16 protein-coding genes are annotated in these 21,028 nt (G+C 41.4%); 4 read left to right on the plus strand and 12 right to left on the minus strand.

All coding sequences use genetic code 11. The features are described 5' to 3' along the window. Window positions 1-47 precede the first annotated feature (47 nt). From AC623_RS19025 to AC623_RS19040, 4 genes are all read right to left on the minus strand, one after another. Window positions 48-626: a TerD family protein gene (locus AC623_RS19025; protein WP_049665563.1), complete on the minus strand. Its 579-nt coding sequence runs from the start codon at window positions 624-626 to the stop codon at window positions 48-50. A gap of 39 nt (window positions 627-665) precedes the next feature. Next, a complete protein-coding gene (locus AC623_RS19030) occupies window positions 666-1,244 on the minus strand; it encodes a TerD family protein (RefSeq protein ID WP_049665565.1) in 579 nt (192 codons plus the stop codon). A gap of 27 nt (window positions 1,245-1,271) precedes the next feature. After that, window positions 1,272-1,874, minus strand: coding sequence for a TerD family protein (locus tag AC623_RS19035; RefSeq protein WP_049665569.1), 603 nt, complete (start codon window positions 1,872-1,874; stop codon window positions 1,272-1,274). 270 nt (window positions 1,875-2,144) lie between these two features. Then, window positions 2,145-2,828: a phosphoribosylaminoimidazolesuccinocarboxamide synthase gene (locus AC623_RS19040; protein ID WP_049666815.1), complete on the minus strand. Its 684-nt coding sequence runs from the start codon at window positions 2,826-2,828 to the stop codon at window positions 2,145-2,147. Window positions 2,829-3,001: 173 nt separating this feature from the next. On the opposite strand from AC623_RS19040, the gene AC623_RS19045 reads away from it, so the two are divergent. Further along, entirely contained in the window at window positions 3,002-4,183 is a 1,182-nt protein-coding gene (locus tag AC623_RS19045; protein WP_049665574.1) for a TerD family protein, read from the plus strand. Window positions 4,184-4,381: 198 nt separating this feature from the next. Further along, entirely contained in the window at window positions 4,382-5,086 is a 705-nt protein-coding gene (locus AC623_RS19050) for a polysaccharide deacetylase family protein (protein WP_049665577.1), read from the plus strand. Between the two features lie 86 nt (window positions 5,087-5,172). Here the strand turns inward: AC623_RS19050 and AC623_RS19055 are convergent, their stop codons facing one another. The 3 genes from AC623_RS19055 to AC623_RS19065 form a co-directional block, all read right to left on the minus strand. Then, window positions 5,173-7,383: a sensor histidine kinase gene (locus tag AC623_RS19055; RefSeq protein ID WP_049665580.1), complete on the minus strand. Its 2,211-nt coding sequence runs from the start codon at window positions 7,381-7,383 to the stop codon at window positions 5,173-5,175. Next, entirely contained in the window at window positions 7,361-8,053 is a 693-nt protein-coding gene (locus AC623_RS19060; protein ID WP_049665582.1) for a response regulator transcription factor, read from the minus strand. Before AC623_RS19060 ends, AC623_RS19055 begins: the two co-directional genes overlap by 23 nt. Window positions 8,054-8,207: 154 nt before the next feature. Continuing rightward, complete coding sequence (locus AC623_RS19065) at window positions 8,208-9,965, minus strand: SIR2 family protein (protein WP_049665587.1); 1,758 nt, start codon at window positions 9,963-9,965, stop codon at window positions 8,208-8,210. 244 nt (window positions 9,966-10,209) lie between these two features. On the opposite strand from AC623_RS19065, the gene pepT reads away from it, so the two are divergent. Then, entirely contained in the window at window positions 10,210-11,442 is a 1,233-nt protein-coding gene (pepT, locus tag AC623_RS19070) for a peptidase T (protein WP_049665591.1), read from the plus strand. A 164-nt stretch (window positions 11,443-11,606) separates the two neighbouring features. Here pepT and AC623_RS19075 read toward each other — a convergent pair whose 3' ends face one another. The 5 genes from AC623_RS19075 to AC623_RS19095 all read right to left on the minus strand — a co-directional run bounded on the left by AC623_RS19075 (window position 11,607) and on the right by AC623_RS19095 (window position 18,986). Further along, window positions 11,607-13,688 carry a catalase gene (locus AC623_RS19075; RefSeq protein ID WP_049665594.1) on the minus strand — a complete coding sequence of 694 codons (2,082 nt, stop codon included), beginning with the start codon at window positions 13,686-13,688 and terminating at the stop codon, window positions 11,607-11,609. A 203-nt stretch (window positions 13,689-13,891) separates the two neighbouring features. Beyond that, window positions 13,892-15,253 carry a glutamine synthetase family protein gene (locus AC623_RS19080; protein WP_049665597.1) on the minus strand — a complete coding sequence of 454 codons (1,362 nt, stop codon included), beginning with the start codon at window positions 15,251-15,253 and terminating at the stop codon, window positions 13,892-13,894. Continuing rightward, a complete protein-coding gene (locus AC623_RS19085; protein ID WP_049665600.1) occupies window positions 15,253-16,440 on the minus strand; it encodes a M20 metallopeptidase family protein in 1,188 nt (395 codons plus the stop codon). Before AC623_RS19085 ends, AC623_RS19080 begins: the two co-directional genes overlap by 1 nt. Further along, entirely contained in the window at window positions 16,437-17,810 is a 1,374-nt protein-coding gene (locus AC623_RS19090) for an APC family permease (protein ID WP_049665603.1), read from the minus strand. The genes AC623_RS19085 and AC623_RS19090 overlap by 4 nt, the downstream gene beginning before the upstream one ends. An 18-nt stretch (window positions 17,811-17,828) precedes the next feature. Then, on the minus strand, window positions 17,829-18,986 hold the full coding sequence (locus AC623_RS19095; protein WP_049665606.1) for an amidohydrolase family protein: 1,158 nt from the start codon (window positions 18,984-18,986) through the stop codon (window positions 17,829-17,831). 275 nt (window positions 18,987-19,261) lie between these two features. On the opposite strand from AC623_RS19095, the gene AC623_RS19100 reads away from it, so the two are divergent. Next, window positions 19,262-21,025 (plus strand): sigma-54-dependent Fis family transcriptional regulator, encoded by a 1,764-nt coding sequence (locus AC623_RS19100; protein WP_049665608.1) that lies wholly within the window; start codon window positions 19,262-19,264, stop codon window positions 21,023-21,025. Window positions 21,026-21,028 lie beyond the last annotated feature (3 nt).

The following is a 21,028-nucleotide window of genomic DNA, read 5'->3' on the forward strand; positions in this document are numbered from 1 at the left end:
GAAAAAAACCAATAAAAGGCTGCCCTGCCCTCTATTGGCTTTGAAAGTTAAACTTCTAAACCGTAATTCCGGCAAAGGGCAGCGAGGCCTCCAGAGAAACCACTGCCTACCGCGCTGAATTTCCAGTCATTTCCGTGCTTATATAATTCACAAAATACAACGGCTGTTTCAATAGAGAAGTCTTCCCCTAAGTCAAAACGAAGAAGCTCCTGCCCTGTTGATTCGTCAGCCAAACGAACAAACGCATTCGACACTTGTCCAAAGTTCTGGTTGCGTAAGTCTGCATCATGAATCGTGACCGTAATGCCAATTCTCTCTACATAACTAGGAATCTTTGAGAAATCGACGATTAGCTGCTCGTCATCCCCATCACCTTCTCCTGTTCGGTTATCACCTGTATGAACAACAGCCCCGCTCGGATGTTGAAGGTTGTTATAAAAGATAAAGTCATGATCATTTTGACAGCGATTGCTTGCATCGACAAGGAAAGCAGACGCATCAAGATCAAATTCCCCGCCGCCGGAGTATTTATTCGTATCCCAACCAAGACCGATTACTGCTTTTACAAGGCCAGGATTGGTTTTGGTTAAATCAATCTTTTGTCCCTTTGCTAATGTAATGCCCATTGTCCAATCACTCCCCATTTAGAATAAAGTGAAGCTCGTTTAAGCTTGCAAACCGTAATCTTTAACGAGTGAAGCTAGTCCGCCTTGGTAGCCGCTGCCAATCGCATTGAACTTCCATTCGCCGTTGTGTCTGTAAAGCTCGCCAACAACTACTGCTGTTTCAATGGAGAAGTCCTCACCTAAGTCATAACGAATCAACTCTTCGTTATTTTCTGTGTTGACGATACGAACATAGCTGTTGGATACTTGTCCAAAATTTTGGTTACGTTGTTCTGCTTCATGAATTGTGATCGTGAAAGCAATTTTTTCAATAGAAGCTGGAACATCGGCAAGGGTGATTTTTACTTGTTCATCATCGCCGTCCCCTTCACCCGTTAAGTTATCTCCTGTATGAACAACCGAACCGTTGCCGCCTTCTAAATTGTTGTAGAAAATAAAATCCTTTTCACTTTCACACTTGCCGGCACCGTTTAAGAGGAATACAGATGAATCTAAGTCAAAAGAGTGACCGCCATCGTATTTATTTGTGTCCCAGCCAAGGCCCACTGTAATATTTTTTAATCCCGGATTTCCTTTTGTTAAATCTACCTTTTGTCCTTTGCTTAATGAAATTGCCATGTCAAAACCCTCTTTTCTATTTTTTTATTAAGTGTAGCGGCGAACCAGTTCACGAAGCCCTGTATCGCGTGTACCTGTTCCAACAGCTGCAAATTTCCAATCAGATCCGTGGCGATAAATCTCCGCCACTGTTAAACTCGTAGAACCTGAATAGTCTTCAGACAAATTGAACTTAAGCAGCTCTTCTCTACTTGATGAATTCACCACGCGAATAAAGGCATTTTCTACCATACCAAAGTCTTGCTTGCGGGCGACACAATCGTAAATATTAACTACAAACACAAGCTTATTAATATGAGAAGGCACGCTCTTTAAGTTAATGAGAATTTGCTCATCATCTCCTTCTCCTTCGCCTGTTAAGTTATCTCCTGTATGTACAATGCTGCCACAGCTGCTTTGCAGGTTGCCAAAGTAAATGAGATTTTCATTGCTTACAAACTTGTCATCCTGCAGCATGATGACCGAAGCGTCAATATCAAAGTTCGCATTACCGCCTCCGCCGAACATGCCAAGTAACCCGCCAGATTTTCTCTGTATCGGATCCCAGCCAAGACCGACCATGATTTTCTCAAGCCCTGGATTTCCTTTTGTTAAATCAATTCTTTGCCCTTTCTGAAGGACAATCGCCAAATTAATCACTCCCTCAAGTCAGCAGGAGATCATTCTCCTGTTTGAACTGGCTTTCTTTTTCCATTTTACTATACGTACTATCATACTACAAAAGATAAGCAATTTCGCTAATATTCACTCAATTGATACTTATGATTTATTGAAAAAAGGACAGCTTAAAATTCTTTTCCAGTTACTCGTAACAAAGACAAAAAAAACAATAAAAAGCAGGTAATTATACTTATAAAAACAGCCCTAATGCCGATATCCAACGACCTTAGGGCTATTTCCTCACATTTCGAGCATCATTTTTTCCAGCTCGAGCGGCTCTATGTATTCTCCTTGTTTGTACGCTCTCATATTACCGCCAGAAATCTCATCAATTAATAAGACTTGCCCATTTTTCGCGCGGCCAAATTCAAATTTAATATCATACAAATCAATCTCTTTCTTAGCAAGCTCTTCTTTTACAGTAGAAGCAATCTCTTTTGTCAGCTCTTTCAATTCTTTGTATTCCTCATGAGATAGAATACCGAGCATCGCAAGCGCATCCTCTGAAATCGGCGGATCTTGACGATCATCATCCTTTAATGTAACTTCTACAAACGCATCAAGCGGCTGGCTTTCCTCTGCATACAGACCATAGCGGCGCAGGAAGCTTCCAACAGCCCGGTAGCGGCAAATCACTTCTAACCCTTTTCCAAACACTGTAGCCGGCTGGACCGTCATCGTTGCTTCCTCAATGTCAGCATCAATGTAATGCGTGGGAATATCTTTTTCTTTTAAAATTTCAAAAAAGTGCTTCGTTAAGCGCAGACCAGCCCGGCCAGCTCCTTCCACGGTAAGTCCGACCGTGTTCGCTCCCGGATCAAACACACCATTTTCCCCTGTTACATCATCTTTAAATTTTAATAAATAATGGCCGTTTTCTAATTCGTATACATCTTTTGTTTTGCCTGTATAAATATGTTTCACAAAGTCAGCCCCTTTTTCCATTTTCCATACTTTTTTATTATGCATGATTTTTTCTGAAAATTTAATAGTTCATTTCTATTTTTCAGCTATGATAAGCAAGCTCCGTTATGGAAAGTGACTTGATAGCGTTCTATTTGGTATGCTCAAAGAAAGCAAAAAGGAGGATGGAAAAAATGAATCTTGTAAAAGGGGCACGTGCCGATATAACCAAAAACCAGCCCGGCTTGGATGAGATCATTGTTCAAATCAGTTGGGAAGCGGCATCAGCGCTCGATATTGATGCCTCTATTTTTATGATTGATCACTCAGGGAAATGCCCTGGTGACCCTTATATGATCTTTTACGGTAATAGCAGTTCTTCAGATCAATCAGTCCGCCACTCTGTAAGCAGTCAGTCTTCTAAGAAGACAGAAGCATTTTCCATTAAGCTAAGTGCCATTGATGCAACTGTACAAAAGTTAGTACTTACTTTAACTATTTTTGAAGGAGATCAAAAAGGACAAACCTTTGCCCAAATGAACAATGCTTCTATGAAAATACTAAACAGAACAAATAACACAGAGCTGCTTCATTACGAACTTGGTCCCTTTACAGTCGAAAACTCTCTCGTCGTCGCAGAGATCTATCGCAAAGAGACCGATTGGAAAATCTCCGCTAATACGGGAGGTTTTGCTGGAGGGCTCGCTCAGCTATGTGAGCATTTTGGATTGGAGGTAGAAGAAGAAAATCAAGCAGTTGCTCCTGCTCCAGAACAAACAAAAAATGAAACAGCGGCTACTATTCAAGACAACAAACCGACCGTGAATGGGAACGCACCGACGATCCAATTGTCAAAAATCACGCTTGAAAAGCCTGGTGACTTTATCTCTTTAAAGAAGGCCGATAAAATTAATCATATAGCGGTGAAATTGCAATGGACAAAAGGTGTCGACCTTGATATGCATGCCTTTTACAAAACAAAGGATGGGCAAAATGGCCACATCTTTTTCGGGAACAAAGGAAAAATAGACAAGTCCCCCTTCATCGCTCTAGATAAAGATGCTGGTGTCGGCAACACATCTGGAAACAATGAAGAAAACCTCGTCATCAAAACATTGAAGGATGTAGAGTCTGTTATTATTGCAACAAATATTTTTCGCTTTTTGCCATTTAGAAAAGGCGACAATTTTGCTAAATATGATGGCAAGGTGATTGTCAAAACAAATACCGGCGATGAAATTGATGTACCGTTAACTTCTAATGAACCGGGCCGTTGGTGTATCATTTCTAAAATTGACAATATTAATCCCGCCGCTCCAAAAGTTATTAATATCAATCGTGTCCAGAAAAACCAGCCGAACATCGATGAATATTAGAAAAAGGTCTCTGGACGTATCGACCAGACCTGTCTAACCCAAAAGTCATAGATCATTTCACTAATGTGAAATGGTCTATTTTTATCTCCTTTAAAAACAAAGGGAGCCATATTTTATAAAGAATTTCCTTTGGGGAGCGGCAAATTTTTGTTACGATAAAAAACGATATTAAAATACGTTGAAAGAAAGGCTGTATGTATGATAAAGAAACTAACCTTTATTGGGATAGGCATTCTATTAATTTTTCTTCTATTGTTTGGAACCTATAAATTAATGAACTCTAGAACCTTTCAATTGTTCGGCAGGTTGACAAACCAAGTGGAGACGAACCAAAAGGCAGTCGCCTTAACCTTTGATGATGGGCCGACAAAAAATGTGGATACCATTCTGCCCTTGTTGGAGCAGTATAATGCGAAAGCAACGTTTTTTCTAATCGGGAATGAAATTGAAAAGAATCAGAAAGAGGCAAAGCAAATTGTAAACGCGGGGCATCAAATTGGAAATCATACGTATTCTCATAAGCGAATGGTATTTAAGTCGCCTTCTTTCATTAAGAATGAAATCGAAAAAACCGACCAACTCATTCGAAAAGCTGGATATAAAGATAACATTTCCGTTCGGCCTCCGAACGGAAAAAAACTCGTGGGGCTGCCTTTTTATTTGTATAAACATAATAAAGATACGATCACTTGGAGTCTTGAACCAGATACTTACTACACATCTGCTGCTGACAAAGTAAGTTATGTAAAAGACAATGTAAAACCGGGTTCCATCATCTTGATCCATCCAATGTATGATCATTCTGGCGAGGAATTAAAGGCGATTGAAGGAATCCTACAGTCATTATCGAATGAGGGATACAAGTTTGTTACAGTGAATCAGCTTTTAAAATTAAAAAAATAATTCCACATACAACAGGAGCACCGAATTCGATGCTCCTGTTATAGGCAATGTTACTTTTTCAAACACTTTATCTTACGGCCTTCTTTTTAAGAGCTGACATGAAGTGCAACAGTTACTTTAAAGAGATCGCCATCGACCTCAATATCGAGTGTTCCCTCATGCAAGTCAATAATCGACTTAGCGATAGCAAGCCCAAGACCTGAGCCTTCGGTATGACGGGAACGATCCCCGCGCTTAAAGCGTTCAAACATTTCATCTACATTATCACCAAGCTCATATTTGGTTACATTTTTAAACGTGATGATGGCTTGATCACTCATTGTTTTTATCGAAATATACACCCTCGTATTTTCCAGGGAATATTTCAGGATATTGCCGATCAAATTATCAAACACTCGCCAGATTTTCTGCCCGTCGACCATCGCAAAAACCGGCTCATCTGGATTCGTTACTCGGAATTGCAAGCTTGATTCTCCAATCGCTTCGTCGTATTCTCCGAGCGCCTGCTGAAGCAGCTGCACGAGATCTACTTTTTCTTTCACCAGCTCAGCATTGCCACTCGCCATTTTCGACGCTTCAAACAAATCATCAATCAGCCCTTTCAGCCGTTTAGATTTACGATCAATAATTTCTGTATAGGCGATTCTTTCTTCAGCGGAGATCGTTTCGTTTTTTAACAGCTCTGTGTAACTAATAATGGAGGTCAGCGGTGTTCTTAAATCATGACTCACATTCGTGATCAGCTCTGTTTTCAAACGTTCACTCTTTGCCTGTTCTCTTTGTGAGGCTTTCACATCTTTCTTTAATACATTAATATGTTCAGCCATTTTAGCGAACACTGATCTCCCGCGGACGGGCAAATCAGCTTCTAAATGACCAGCGGCAAGCCTGCCCGTATGCTGGATAATCAGATTTAAGTAAGCCATTCCCCTAAATAATAAAATTAAGGCCGGCAAGGAAATGAATAGGAATAAGACCCCATAAATCGCCAGCAGATCCAAATGAGACACTGCAATTGGCACTCCAAAACCGGTAAAGAAAAAAACAGCCAGCAGCAAAAAGAGTTGAATGCCAATGGAACGAACTAAAAACGCATTGGCCAAAAGACGCCCTAATTTTGCGATTACACTTTGACGCCACTCTTCGCGAATCCCCTCTCCTGCTTTCCACCTCTTCACAAGCAATTTCCCCTGCAATAAGGAAAGAAAAGTTAAACAGAGCGACGCCAATAAGTGACTAATTACGTTCTGGATAAGCGTGTAGGTGTACTCATAATAAATCAACACATTGCTCCATTGTAAGGACACGATCGTCAGCAGCCATGTCACAAGAGCAGCAGCAATACTTACATCCAGCGGAACCCGATTATAGAGAGGCTGTATTTTCTCTATAAGTCCACTTGGAAAAATAAAGAATCTTTTGCCTATGTATAAACTGATCAATAGAAGAATAAAGCCGCTGGCCACGTAGATGATAAAAACTTTTTGATTTTGCTGAAACATTTTATAGTCATTATAAAGCGGACTCGCTGCGGTCGGCCGGCTGACTGCCCCAATTCTCCCTTCAAATTTTCCTCCTCTTGCTTTTAATAAAATACCTTCACCACTCTCCCCATAACCAATGGTTTGTTCCCCTGTTCTCAGTGCATTAGCAGCTTCATACTTCTGGATAAATAACATATTTTTTTGGTTGAAGATCTCTTTAACGGAACTGCCTGCCATATTGACATTTGTATAGACTTTTCCAGTTGAAGTGTCTTTGAAATAATATTTAAAAAATGCTTGATAGTCTTCAAAGTTAGATCGTTCCTCTTCTAATGATTGGTAGTAATCATCAATTGCCTGTTCCTTCTCTACGCGGACTTTTTGTCGGACGTATTCTTCATCTTGAAAATTCTTCGTAATGTCTGCTATCTTTTTATCTCTTTCTTTTATTAAAATTTGTGCTGCTTCTTTGTTATCTGCCGCATTTGCTTCCTGGATAGCCGTTTCATACTGGCTTTTAATGTTAGCAATCTGCTCAGGCAGACTTCCGTAGCGGTATCGGTGCTCCTCTATTTCCTCGGCAGTGACCGTTATCGCTTTTTTCGCTTCTTCTTTCGACATGTTTCCCAGCTCATAGGTGTTTAAATAGGAGATAAATTGATTCAGATGATCGTCAAATTCCATCGTGTGAAAGTAATCTCTCTTAAAGTACGTTCTCCCATCATGAACGGCGGCTACAACACTGCTTAGTCCAATAACAAATAAAAGCAGCCATCCGGCGAACAACAGCCTACTTTTCCATTTTGTATCCAATTCCCCATACCACCTTTAAATATCTTGGATTTTTTGGATCAATCTCGATTTTCCCTCTAATTTTCCGAATATGAACGGCTACTGTATTTTCCGCATTGTAACCGGGCTCATTCCAGACGCGTTCATAAATTTCATCAATCGAGAATACTCGTCCCACATTCAGCATTAATAGCTCTACGATTTTATATTCAATCGGTGTCAGCTTCACTGGCTCCCCATGCACCGTCACTTCTTTAGCTGATTGATCTAGTGTTAAGCCATTTAAATTAATAGTTTTTTTCATTCCTTCATACGTACCAAGCGCTACATATCTTCTCAGCTGTGACTTCACCCGGGCAATGAGCTCCATCGGGTTAAATGGCTTTGTCACATAATCATCTGCCCCCATTTGTAAGCCTAGGATTTTATCGGTATCTTCTGTTTTTGCACTCAGGATAATAATAGGAATGTTCTTCTCTTCTCTTATTTTAAAGGTCGTAGAAATTCCATCTAATCGCGGCATCATGACATCCAAGATAATTAAGTGAACTGTCTGCTCATGGAGCTTTTCAATGGCTTCTATACCATCGCTTGCTTTAATAACCGTAATGCCTTCATTTTTTAAATATATTTCAATCGCATTGCGAATTTCCTCTTCATCATCAACGACTAATACTGTATATGGATTCATTTATTTCGCCTCCTTTCGAAAGTATAGCATGAGTGGTAATTTGTGCTTGATGTTATTTTAACGATTAATTCTTAACATTCAGGCAGCATAATTCTGAAGAATTTCTGAAGATTAGATGAAACAAATAAAAAAGAACCTGTTGGCCATCAGGTTCTCATTCCTCAAATTTCGTATAAGCAGACAGCAGCCCTTTGCCGCTGAAGCCTTCTTTTTCATTTAAATCTTCCGCTAACTTTTCAAGCGAATGAACAAACTTTTCGCTGCTGCCATCACAAATAGCGAGCACCGGCCAGTTTTCTGTTTCTGCTCCTTCATTCAAGAAACGAATCAGATGCTCCCGATTTGCTTTATAGCCGAATCGTCCATAAATATCGCCTATTTCATTCGTATAACGGCATTTGATCGCCCTTAACAGTTCAAACTGGTCAAAATGTTGTTCAAACTCCTGGTCATCAAATGCCAGTCTCGCTTCAATAAACAAATACTTTAAAAAAGGATAGGTAAAAACCGTTTCTGTCGGCGCTAGGTGTTTCTCCCCCTCTGAAACTTTCTCAAATAAAGGATCCAAAACCGTTTGGGGTGAAGTGGCCGCTAAAAAGGAAAGATGGTGACGATGAGGATCCTGCACTTTTGGCAATGTGAACAATTTATTCAATAATTGATAATTCTTTTTCATCACAGCACTAATGCCAATACTATAAAAAACGGCTTGAAGTGGAATTTCCTGAGTCGCTAATAGGGAAGCATCTCCATGATGATGCCGGGAACCAGTCAGCCGCTCGGCGGTCTGAATCAATAGCTCGGCTTGTTCTGACGTTCGGATGTAGTAAGCTAAGATGGCCGCAAGCATAGCGAGCGTCTTGCTTTTTTCAGCGACGGTCTGAATACGAACGGACAGCTCCTCTACTGTTGCCTCCCCCATGTAACGCTGTTCAAAAAGGAAAGACGTAACCTTTCTCGTTTGATCTGTCAGCATTTCTCTTAATTCAATTTCCCGTCGATCTTGAATGTAGTGTTTCAGCCGCTTTGTTTTCACTTGAATGTTCTCTGGGCTTACTTTTTTTATTTTCGCAATATTAATTACATTTTCATATAACTCTGTAAAAAAATGATCGGCCCCTTTTGGATCAACAATTTTAATGGCATCGCGAAAACTGATCAGTTCATCAGCATCTGGAGTCAATTTTTCAGAAAAAGCATGCCAATACCATGAATATCGACGGCCTTTCACCGACTTAATCAACTCCCGAAGCGCTGTATCCCACTCTGCCGACCAACCGGAGACGATGATGCCGTATTCGTCAAATACCCGGCGCAATAGCTGGGCAAGCGGCAATGTATAATTATCAAGTTCATCTGTCACATTTTTAAAGCGGGTATCACGGTAATCTCCGTTTACTTTTAGTACCGTACAATCAGCATGAGCAAGCGGCTTCATGCCCTCAATGTCTGTATCGTGATAAAGTGTCTGGTACTGAACGTTGTGCTCATCGAGTGCATGCTCTAGCAGACGGTCAAAATTTGTCGTAACGATTACCTTTATATATCCGCGTTGGACAAGCTTCGCAATCATATAATGTGCTTCCGTCGGCACCTTTTGCTTTTGCTCTACTTCTTCAAGCGTTGGCTCGAAAAATTCTTTTAGCAATCCATTGCGTTCAGAAGATGTTTTAGCCAATAACTCAATGACTTCATTATATAAAGGGGCTTTCCCATATCTTTTTTCGTACCAGTGAACCGGATCATGTTCCTCTGCCCCATTTACAAACATAATTCTTCGGCAAAACTCCCGCAAGATGCCACGGCCAGTTGGGATGCCTGCTGAATAAGAAATGCCTGAACCTAAAAGCAGGGCGTAGACACCTTTATTTGCTTCTACTGAAAATGCTAGTGACAACAGCTTCTCGTCCATTTCATAACCCCTTTCCAGACAATGACAATCTTTTAGCTAGCGTGCCAGCTATAACGGAACACTATTCATTTTTCCCCTAAAACAGCTTAATTCAACCGGGTGCTTACTTCATATATATGGACGGGTCCTCTCTATCATACTTCATCCAATAGATTCGCTTAATAGAACACAAACCTTTTCACTAAAGTTTTCAAATGCTTATGTTAAAATCAATTCAATACATATAAAAAGGAGCTGTTTTTGAATGAAAAAAGAAATCATTGACAGGTTTACTTCCTACGTCAAAATTGACACGCAATCAAATGAAAGCAGCGATACGACTCCTTCTACACCCGGACAATGGACACTCTTGCACCTGCTCGAAGAAGAATTAAAGCAAATCGGCATGCAGGAAGTCACTTTAGACGAAAACGGTTATTTAATGGCCACCCTTCCTGCCAATACGGATAAAGACGTTCCGGTCATCGGGTTCTTAGCCCACGTCGATACCGCCACTGATTTCACTGGCAAGAATGTTCAGCCGCAAATCGTTGAGCAGTATGATGGAGCAGACATTGTCTTAAATGAATCATTAGGAATTATTTTGTCACCAACTGACTTCCCCGAATTAGCGAACTATAAAGACCATACGCTGGTCACAACAGACGGCACAACGCTGCTTGGTGCTGACAATAAAGCGGGTGTAGCAGAAATCATGACAGCTATGCATTATTTAATACAGCATCCTGAAATCAAGCATGGAAAAATCCGTGTCGCCTTTACACCTGATGAAGAAATCGGCAGAGGCCCTCACAAATTCGATGTTGCGGGTTTCAATGCTGCCTTTGCTTATACGATCGACGGCGGCCCGCTCGGTGAACTCCAATATGAAAGCTTTAACGCAGCCGGCGCCCAGGTGACGATTCACGGAAAAAATGTGCATCCCGGTTCGGCGAAAGGGAAAATGATTAACTCAGCAAAAATCGCGATGGAACTAAATGGGCAGCTTCCTGCTAATGAAGCACCTGAATACACAGAGGGTTATGAAGGATTTTTCCACCTTATCTCTATTAACGGCGATGTCGAACAAACAAAGATGCACTATATTATTCGTGACCATGACAAGGAAAAGTTCCAAGCGCGTAAAGACCTGTTCACCCAAGTGGTTCAAGACTTGCAGAAAAAATACGGAGCAGAGCGAATTTCCTTAGAATTAAATGATCAATATTATAACATGAGAGAAAAAATTGAACCGGTCAAAGAAGTCGTTGATATCGCTTATGAAGCCATGACGAATTTAGGTATCCAGCCGATTGTAGAACCAATCCGCGGCGGAACGGACGGCTCACAGCTCTCCTATATGGGCTTGCCAACACCTAATATCTTCACGGGCGGTGAAAACTTCCATGGCCGTTTCGAATACGTTTCCGTCAACAACATGGAAAAAGCGGTAAACGTCATTGTGGAGATTGCTAAGTTATTCGAAGAAAAGGCTTAAGAGACAACTAGCTGCAAATCTAGCCGGACACATCCAGCTGGGATTTGAGATTGAGATTGTCGACGGAGTTTACTTTATATACCACACGTCAGGCTGATGGCAAGCGAACGTTTGTCGACAGCCTGAAGACCCAGCCAAGTTCGTTCGGCTGGGTCTTTCTATTATTATAATTGACGTGACCAATGGCGATGTTCAGCTAAAGCTGCTATAAACGACTCACTGAAGTCCTTCACTTCTTTGGCATCATGAACTGTGACAACACCTGGATCTGACCCAGCTTGAATGCCAGCCGCAACAAGAAGCTCTCCTCCTTCAGCAGCCGCCCCAATGGTTTTAAAATGCTTAAAGGCATCTTTGATAAATTCAGCGGCCTTTTGATTTTTTTTCATTTGCTCAACACTTGCTTGTCCGCCCGCTACGTAAATCGCATCGAATACAACCGGATCACTCGTTAAGAAAGAATGCACGGCTTCTTGCTGCTGTCCGTCAGTGCTTGTAATCATGCCAACATGACCGCTGACAATTTCCGCATGAACCCCTGATTCTTTCAATGTCTCTATAACAGGTGTAACCGTTGCATCCTCATAACCATCGGCTGCTAAGACAGCTATTTTGCGTGTAGTAGCGCTCTTTTTCTTGTTTAACTCCTGACTTAAAGCGGGTGAGGAAAGGGTCACCTTCGAGGCGCTAACCCCTGTCGGCACCTCTGCTCCAACACCAGCAGCGATCGCAGCCGCCAATTCTTCGTCCACATGAGCAAAGACCTCAACAACTTGCTGTCTCACTTCTTTGCTCTTCACTTTGCCTACCTCAAAATGAAAAGCTTCAATAATGTGTTCTTTTTCAATATCCGTCATGCTGTTCCAGAAAAGCTTAGCCTGCGAATAATGATCTTTAAAGCTGTCACTGCGCTGGCGCGCCTTTCTGCCCTCGACTTTTTCCTGATAATGAACGTAACCACCCTCTGCTTCCGTTGCCGGATGCGGGTCATTTCCTTGCAGGGAGTTTTTATGATAACTTACCTGACCCTTGTCAATGTTCATTTGATGATAGCCGTCGCGTTGATTGTTGTGAACCGGCGCAACAGAGCGGTTAATAGGAATTTGGTGAAAGTTAGGCCCGCCAAGACGAATAAGCTGCGTATCTGTATAAGAAAACAAACGTCCTTGCAGTAGCGGATCATTAGAGAAGTCAATTCCCGGTACGACGTGCCCTGGATGAAAAGCAGCCTGCTCTGTCTCAGCAAATACATTATCCTGGTTACGATCTAACGTCATTTTACCAATAATCTTGACCGGTACAATTTCTTCTGGCCAGAGCTTCGTTGGATCGAGGATATCAAAGTCAAAATTAAATTCCTCTTCCTCCTCAATCATCTGCACGCCCAACTCAAATTCCGGGTAATCGCCCATTTCGATCGCTTCCCATAGGTCGCGGCGATGAAAATCAGGGTCACGGCCAGCCAATTTTTGCGCTTCATCCCAAACGAATGAATGCACACCGAGTACCGGCTTCCAATGAAATTTCACAAAACGGGCTTTCCCTTGTTCATTGACAAATCGGAATGTATGGACACCGAATCCTTCCATCATGCGATAGCTTCGCGGAATGGCTCGGTCTGACATCGCCCACATGATCATATGAGCTGATTCTGTATTATTCGCAACGAAATCCCAGAACGTATCATGTGCTGTGGAGGCCTGTGGCATTTCATTGTGCGGCTCCGGCTTAAAGGAATGGACAAGGTCAGGAAATTTCATAGCGTCCTGAATAAAGAAAACCGGGATATTGTTGCCAACAAGGTCGTAGTTTCCTTCTTCTGTATAAAACTTCGTAGCAAACCCTCTTACATCACGGACTGAGTCTGCTGAACCACGCGAGCCTGCCACGGTGGAGAAACGAACGAAAACGGGCGTCTTCACCGATGGATCTTGCAAAAATTTTGCTTTCGTATACTCTGCCATCGGTTCATACACCTGGAAATAACCATGAGCTCCAAAACCGCGTGCATGCACCACTCTTTCTGGAATCCGCTCATGGTCAAAGTGAGTCATTTTCTCACGAAATTGAAAATCCTCCATTAACGTCGGTCCCCGGTTTCCTGCTTTAAGAGAATGCTCGTCGTCCGACACACGCAAGCCTTGATTAGTTGTCATTTTCTTTCCTTTATGGTCTACTCGAAACTGTTCCAGTTGCTCGTCCTTTACATTGTCTTGTACGTTTTCTTTGTTTTCATCTTTTCTCATTGTTTATTCCCTCCTGATCTTTTCACAAAAATCCAAGGCAATCATCAAAACGATAAGCTAGCCCACAAGTGCGCTCAATTTTTATGTATAATGGGGCTGCTATTGTCACCCAATTTTGGCTATACCCTAACAAACTGATTGTTAAACAAAGTCATATTTGGAAAATAAAAAACCTGCCTCTAATTAGAGACAGGCGTTTTTTGTTAATACAGGACAGCGTATTGACCTCTTTCCCATTCATCTATGCGATAAAAATGTTTGTTCCATTCTTCTCTTTTGACCTTAATGAACTCCTGCCAAATCGGACGGCCGATGCTGTCTGCTAAAATTGTATCTTTCGCCAATGAGTCCATCGCTTCCTGAAGATTACGCGGAACCCACTCGATGCCCATTGCCTCTAGCTCGTTGTTACTCAAATTGCCAGCATCCACTTCAAGCGGTTCGCCTGGGTCAATCCGTTTTCTAATACCATGAAGGCCGGCTGCAATTAAAGCAGCTGACAACAAATACGGATTACAGGTTCCATCTGCCCCTCTAAACTCAAATCTTCTTTCCCGCCTTTTTTCTGGTACACGAACGAGCACGGAACGATTACCTGAACCATAGCAAATGTGAGCAGGTGCCCAAGAGCCTGGAACCATCCGTTTATAAGAATTCATAGTTGGAGCGCCAATCGCTACAATGGAACGGCCGTGATGCAAAATTCCTCCGATGAAATAGTAGGCGTTCTCAGACAGCTCTAATCCTCTTTCGTCATTCAAATCTTTGAATAAATTGTTGTCTTCATTGTACAAGCTCATATGAACATGCAAGCCGCTCCCTGCAAAATCGTTAAATGGCTTTGGCGCAAGCGTGCCGATCATCCCCATGTCTCTTGCCAGGTGTTTAAATAATTGTTTGAATGTAATTTGGTCTTCGGTTGCTTTTAAGCAATGGTCATACTTTAAATTGATCTCTAACTGTCCTGGACCGTATTCACTAGAGATCTGTTCCGTTTCCACTCCCATTTTGCCGATCGTTTCAGTGAATTTCTGAACGAATTCCTCTTGAATATCTACCCCATCCGATGAGAAACAAGTACTGTTATCTGCCGGAACGAGTCTGCCTTCTTCTTCTTTTAATAAGTAAGCCTCTTGCTCATATGCCATAAATATCTTTCCGCCAAGAAGTGCCTCTGCCTCATGAAGAAGTCTTTTTAATGCCCCACGCGGGCACCCTTCCCACGGGTTGCCATTTTCATCCACTAAGTCACAGAACATTCTCGCTGTCTGCTTTCTATGTGGCAAAATAGCAAATGTCTCTGGGTCTGGCATGGCAAAGAAATCGCCGCCATTTGCACCATACACCGGATCAGGTACATAGGTATCAAACATCGTAAAGTCCATGATCGCCGTACTGAAGTTAACTCCTTTTTCTAGAGCGCTTTTTAGAGAATCCTTTCGAATCGTTCTCCCTCTCGTCACACCTGTATAATCTAAAAATTCAATGCGGATAAATTCAATTTGCTGCTCTTCCACCATTTGCAGTACCTGTTCTTTTGTTAATCTTTGTTGAGTAGCGACCATTATTGTTCTCTCCTGTCCTGTAAAAGTGATAAAGCAAAGTTAACGTATAACTCAATTCCCGTTCTTAAGATAGAATCATCAAATTGGAACTTTGGATGATGTAAGTCATAAACAGGCTGATTTTCTTTTTGAATACCAAGCCGGAAATAAATGCTCGGCACTTTCGCCGAAAAGTATCCGAAATCATCAGCGCCCATGGAAGGCTCTTTTAAAGAAATAACCCGCTCCGCTCCAAGCAAACGAGAAGCCATTTCTTCAAACTGATTTGTCATTTGTTCATCATTCACGATTGGCGGATGACCAAGGGTATAATCTACTTCTACTTGTGCTCCCCATTGAACCTCAGCTGCTCGGCAAACTTTTAAAATTTCCTGATAGATTTCTCCTCTTAAACTATTATTCACAGCCCGGGCCGTTCCCTCAAGCACCACTGTAGAGGCTACAATATTGCCCGCTTCGCCGCCGTTGATTTTACCAATATGAATAATTACCGGTTCACCTGGATTAAACCGCTTAACTGTAAGACTTTGAAAAGCTTGAATCATAGAGGCAGCAATCGCAATAGCGTCTATTGCCTGATGAGGACGGGCACTGTGGCCCCCTTTACCGGTAATCGTAATTTTAAAATCATCACAAGAAGCCGTCATGCCTCCATATTTAATGCCGACTGTTCCAAAAGGAAGGTGCGGCCACAAATGCAAGCCCGCCATTGCCTCTATCTCTGGATTACTTAATGCTCCTTGTTCAATTAAGGCTTTAGCTGCTCCGTCAGCCTCTTCCCCCGGCTGAAAAATACAGCGGACAGTACCAGGAAGCTGATCTTTTATCTTATTTAATTCGTACACCGCCCCAAGTAAAATCGCTGTGTGGCCATCATGCCCGCAAGCATGCATGACATGATCATAATGAGAGCGGTACGGTAAATCTGTCTGTTCATGAATAGGCAAAGCATCAATATCTGCTCTTAAACCAATGGCTCGTCCCTCTTCTGTTCCAACAATGTCTACAATTACGCCGGTTTCGCCAATGGATTGATAAGGAATTCCCCAGTTTTGGAGAATCGATTTAATGTACTCGGCCGTTTTAAATTCTTGAAACGATAATTCTGGATGCTGATGCAAGTGCCGTCGTATTTGAACAACTTCTTCTACTTGATCACTTTTCACTTTTATCAATGAATGACTCATGCTGACCTCCCCCGTTTTGATGAGGATTGAAACAATTTTTTATTGAATATTCTGAACACTAAATATAGGGCTGCTAGCCAAATAAATCCCCGAACAAGAGTCATCATAGAGCCAATAAATGTTCCATATAACACAATGGCAATGCCGACAAATCCTAAAATCGGGAATAAAGGATACAAAGGTTGTTTCCATGGTAAATTAGCAATCTCTTCTTTATGATTCTTGCGGTATAAGACACCTGAAATTAAAGCAAGTGTCCAAGAAACAAGCCAAGCTAGAACCATTTGGTTTGTTAATTCTACATAGATAAAATCAGGGTTAAATTGACCGATTAATACGAGAAGGACTGTCATCGCCCAGATCGTCATAATCGCATAAACAGGTGTATGTGTTTTCGGATGAATATAACCTAAAAAGCTTGGCAAAAGACCTTCTCTCGCCTGCTGATAGAAAATCCGTGAAGCAGCGTAAAGCGTCCCCATTAAAATACAAGTGGCCGCTGCGATCCAGGCCGCGATATTCATAATAAACGCACCAGCAATGCCAAATACCTTTCCAGCCGCAACCGTAAATGGTGAACTATCCATCGTTACTTCATTTGATGGAATGATGCCTTGTAAAACAAAATGGGCAAGCGTATATAAAATTAAAAACGTAACACTCGACCAGATTAAGCCTCTTGGCAAATCTCTTTGCGGATTTATACACTCGGCGCCAGCCGTAGCTAGTGTAACGGCCCCTAAGTAAGCATAAGTACCAAGCGGAACGGCTCCCCAGAACCCTTCTACCCCGTGCGGGAACATTGGCTTATAGTTTGCAAAATCAATATCTTTTAAGCCAATCAAAGCAAATAGCGTCATAACGCCTGTTAAAATTAAGACAAGATATAATTGAAAGCGTGCAGTTGTAGCTGCTCCCATTATATTAATAAAAGCAAACAGCGTTAGGAAAAATATCGTAAAAACTGCAGGCCACCAGCTTCCCTCTAATTGAGGAAAAAACCACATGGTGATCTTACCCAATGCCAGCCCAACGCTGCCACCTGCAATAATCCAGCCGATTGCAAAGGTGATCCCTGCTAGAAAGCCCCATGATTTCCCCATGAACCTCTCTACCCAAAGGGACATGGCCCCTGCATTCGGCATGCCCACTGCCATTTCCGTTAACGCAATAACAAGAAAAAATTGAGAAATCCCTGCAATCAAATAGGCTAAAATCGAGCTCGGTCCTGCCATAGCAATCCCTTGTCCCATAAGCAGGAAAATTCCGTCACCGATTACCGCCCCAACGCCAAGGGCCCATATATGCCAGAACGTTAAGGTACGTTCCGGCTGTAAATCAAGAACCGGCTGCTTCTTAAAATCTCCCATATCCATTCCCCCTGGAAATTAAAGTTTTACTTTATAAATATTTTCAAAGTTTTTGTAGAGGATCATTTTTCCGATATAACGAGCCTGATCAGCATCCATGTAGTCTTTTTCAACCCAATCATTCAGTACTCTTTCAAAGCACTCTTTAAAGAGCTTAACGCCAAGCCAATTCATTTCTGGCACCGTGAAAGCATCTGATCCGTACATCACTTTGTCGAACGGGGCTAATTCTAATACCTGCGAAATAATTCGCTCTACGCCATGACCTGTAAACGGATTTTGCAAGGAAATATCCATGTATACATTCGGAAGAATACTCACGATAAATGCTGCTTCTTCCATCCAAGGATAACCACCATGAACTAAATGAACTTTCGTATCCTTATATTCTGGTTTTCTAAACGTATCCAACAGGAATCCTGGGCTGGCTTTTGACAACACGACTTCTCCATCGCCAATGCCTGTGTGGATGTGCATAAATTTGTCTGCTCTTGTACACTCTTCCATAGCAATGTGGAAACAATAATCACGCATTGCTTTTGCTGGCGCTTTGTCATTCAGTAAAAATTCCTTGTAAGCAGCTTCAGCTGCCTGTTCATCTTTTTCACTAATCTCCAGCCCGCTGCGGTAAGCGATAATCGTTTTTAAACCTACTACCCCTTCTTTTTGTAGAGCCTGCCGTAAATTATTACGATACTTGTCAATAAACTTACCAAATGCAAGATCCTGTTTGCCGAGCTCTACCATGACTGGTTCAATTCGATGTATTTCCCAGATTCGCGCTCCACTCATTTGTTGAAAGTCATTACGGTCAATCGGTGGCTGGGGATAACCGAAATCCATAATGAGTCCCTCTAAATTTACGTCCGTAAATAATTCTTTCGTGTAGCCGGAAAAATTTTTTGCTTTTTTGTTTCTTGCTTCCACGATTGAAGTCAAATCATGATCACAATTTAAATACTTGGCCATATGGCGGAACAAGATTTGAATCCACATGTTTGTGCCTGGATACGGCTGAAATTTTTCAACATCTTCTATATTGGTAAACATTTCAGGGATAACCGACAAAGATAGTTTTCTAAGAAAATCAACCGGACTTTCCGGTTCGTTTTGTTCTCTAAATGGATGGGCATGGACATCGACTACTTTTATGCCGTCGAGAGTAACCTTTTGCATATTGAATCCTCCTGGTATAAAAATTTTTTACATTTTCTATAAAAGCAAGATCTATGCCAAGTTTGAAAACGCTATAAAACTGCGTTTTTCTTAGGAAAAACCGAAAATTTTTTTTCAAAGACAAATTTTTTACGAAAAATACTTTTACAAAATTTTTAATTTATTAAATAGTTTGTTTTTTTAAAAAAATTTTGTATAGTAATATTTATTCAACAAGTAAACTCTCTCTCTAAAACTTTGCGAATCGAAAAAATTTTTTCCATGGGTGGTGCTTTATGGATAAAACACCTTCAGCTATCCAGCTTACTGACTTTTGGTCCAGCGCATTTGAAGGAATTATCATGACAGATAAAGCAGGCCGTATTTTGTCATTGAATCGCATAGCTCGCGGTTTCTTTGCGGAAACAGCTTCAGATGACTTGATCGGTTCTTCTGTCATTGACTTTATTTTTTCTAGTGATCTTGAAAAATGCTTTGCTAACGAACAAAACATGCGCAATATTTCTTTATCTATCGGCACAAATCAACTGCTTGCCAACGTACGGTTTATGGAAAATGATTCTGCGTTGCTTGTCATGAAAAATGTAACCCAGCTTCATCAGTTAACGTTTCAATTAAACCAGATGAAAAAGCAGTTTAGACTCTTTGATGCGATCTTAGATCATATCGATGAAGGGATTTGTGTGATTGATAACGAGAAAAAAGTTGTATTTTATAATCGAAAACTTGGAGAGTTGGAAACACTTGAGCCAAACGCTGTGAGAGGACAATATTACCTCGATGTATTTAAAGAAGCAGATAAACATTCAGATCCTTTATTAAACTCTCTATTAACTGAAAGAAGGCTGACAAATAGGGAAACCTTTTTTTCTAATCAAGGTAAAGAGTATTCCGTTGTCATTAAAAGCGAACCAATGCATCTTGGGAATGAAAAAATTGGTGCACTCGCTATCGTGAGGGATTTGTCCGAAATTAAAAAACTAACCTCTACCATTCAACATTTGCAGCTTGCCGAAAAAAAACCGGCTGTTCCACAAAAGAAAAAACAAAACAACACACGATTTACATTCCATGACATTGTTTTCGCAAGCAGCTTGATGCGTCAAACGATTAATAAAGCGATACGTGCTTCCCGTTCGTCATCTAATATTCTTGTAGATGGGGAAACTGGTACAGGAAAGGAACTAATTGTTCAAAGTATTCATAATGAAAGCCCGCGAAAGAATGCTCCTTTCTTTGCACAAAATTGCGCCGCGATTCCCGAAAATTTGCTTGAAAGTATGCTTTTTGGGACAGTCTCGGGGACTTTTACAGGTGCAGTAGATCGACCAGGGTTATTTGAACAGGCAAATGGAGGCACAATTCTGCTCGATGAAATTAATTCAATGGGGCTCAGTCTTCAGGCAAAACTGCTCCGAGCGATCCAAGAGAAAAAAATTATGCGTCTCGGATCAACAAAGGAAAAAAGTGTAGATGTCCGGGTTATCGCGACGATGAATGAAACACCTGAAGAGGCTATCAAGAATAAGCATTTGCGTGAGGATTTATTTTACCGCCTCGGGGTTGTGACCATCCATGTGCCTCCATTAAGGGAAAGAAGGGAAGACATTTCCTTACTCATTGAGCACTTTATCCGCAAGCATGCCCACCTTCTTGATATTGAAGTAGAGGGAATAACCGAGGAAGCAAAGGAAACACTGCTGAATTTCCATTATCCCGGCAATGTTCGCCAGCTAGAACACATTATTGAAGGCGCTTTAAATTTAATGATAGATGAGAATGTTATTACGACCGAATTCTTGCCACTGGCTCTTAAACTTAATGGTTCAGAGGGAGCGAATTTTTCAGCTGTTAAAGAAATGACACCGAATTTTTCAGATACTCTTCCTGCCCAAGTTGAACGCTTAGAACGAAAATTGATTATCAAAGCACTTGAAGAAACGAGTTACCATATCACAAATGCTGCTGAAAAGCTTGGAATTTCTCGCCAAAATTTAAACTATAAAATAAAAAAATTAACTATACCGATTCATAAATAGGGG

The organism is Bacillus sp. FJAT-27231 (assembly GCF_001183975.1).
In the GTDB taxonomy this organism is placed as follows: domain Bacteria; phylum Bacillota; class Bacilli; order Bacillales; family Domibacillaceae; genus Pseudobacillus; species Pseudobacillus wudalianchiensis.

What these genes read in the sequence shown, in the direction of transcription:
- AC623_RS19030 (WP_049665565.1), bottom strand. Translation starts at nt 1,244, where the DNA reads ATGGCAATTTCATTAAGCAAAGGACAAAAGGTAGATTTAACAAAAGGA.
- AC623_RS19085 (WP_049665600.1), bottom strand. Translation starts at nt 16,440, where the DNA reads ATGAGTCATTCATTGATAAAAGTGAAAAGTGATCAAGTAGAAGAAGTT.
- AC623_RS19075 (WP_049665594.1), bottom strand. Translation starts at nt 13,688, where the DNA reads ATGAGAAAAGATGAAAACAAAGAAAACGTACAAGACAATGTAAAGGAC.
- AC623_RS19080 (WP_049665597.1), bottom strand. Translation starts at nt 15,253, where the DNA reads ATGGTCGCTACTCAACAAAGATTAACAAAAGAACAGGTACTGCAAATG.
- AC623_RS19025 (WP_049665563.1), bottom strand. Translation starts at nt 626, where the DNA reads ATGGGCATTACATTAGCAAAGGGACAAAAGATTGATTTAACCAAAACC.
- AC623_RS19045 (WP_049665574.1), top strand. Translation starts at nt 3,002, where the DNA reads ATGAATCTTGTAAAAGGGGCACGTGCCGATATAACCAAAAACCAGCCC.
- AC623_RS19095 (WP_049665606.1), bottom strand. Translation starts at nt 18,986, where the DNA reads ATGCAAAAGGTTACTCTCGACGGCATAAAAGTAGTCGATGTCCATGCC.
- AC623_RS19100 (WP_049665608.1), top strand. Translation starts at nt 19,262, where the DNA reads ATGGATAAAACACCTTCAGCTATCCAGCTTACTGACTTTTGGTCCAGC.
- pepT (WP_049665591.1), top strand. Translation starts at nt 10,210, where the DNA reads ATGAAAAAAGAAATCATTGACAGGTTTACTTCCTACGTCAAAATTGAC.
- AC623_RS19060 (WP_049665582.1), bottom strand. Translation starts at nt 8,053, where the DNA reads ATGAATCCATATACAGTATTAGTCGTTGATGATGAAGAGGAAATTCGC.
- AC623_RS19050 (WP_049665577.1), top strand. Translation starts at nt 4,382, where the DNA reads ATGATAAAGAAACTAACCTTTATTGGGATAGGCATTCTATTAATTTTT.
- AC623_RS19065 (WP_049665587.1), bottom strand. Translation starts at nt 9,965, where the DNA reads ATGGACGAGAAGCTGTTGTCACTAGCATTTTCAGTAGAAGCAAATAAA.
- AC623_RS19090 (WP_049665603.1), bottom strand. Translation starts at nt 17,810, where the DNA reads ATGGGAGATTTTAAGAAGCAGCCGGTTCTTGATTTACAGCCGGAACGT.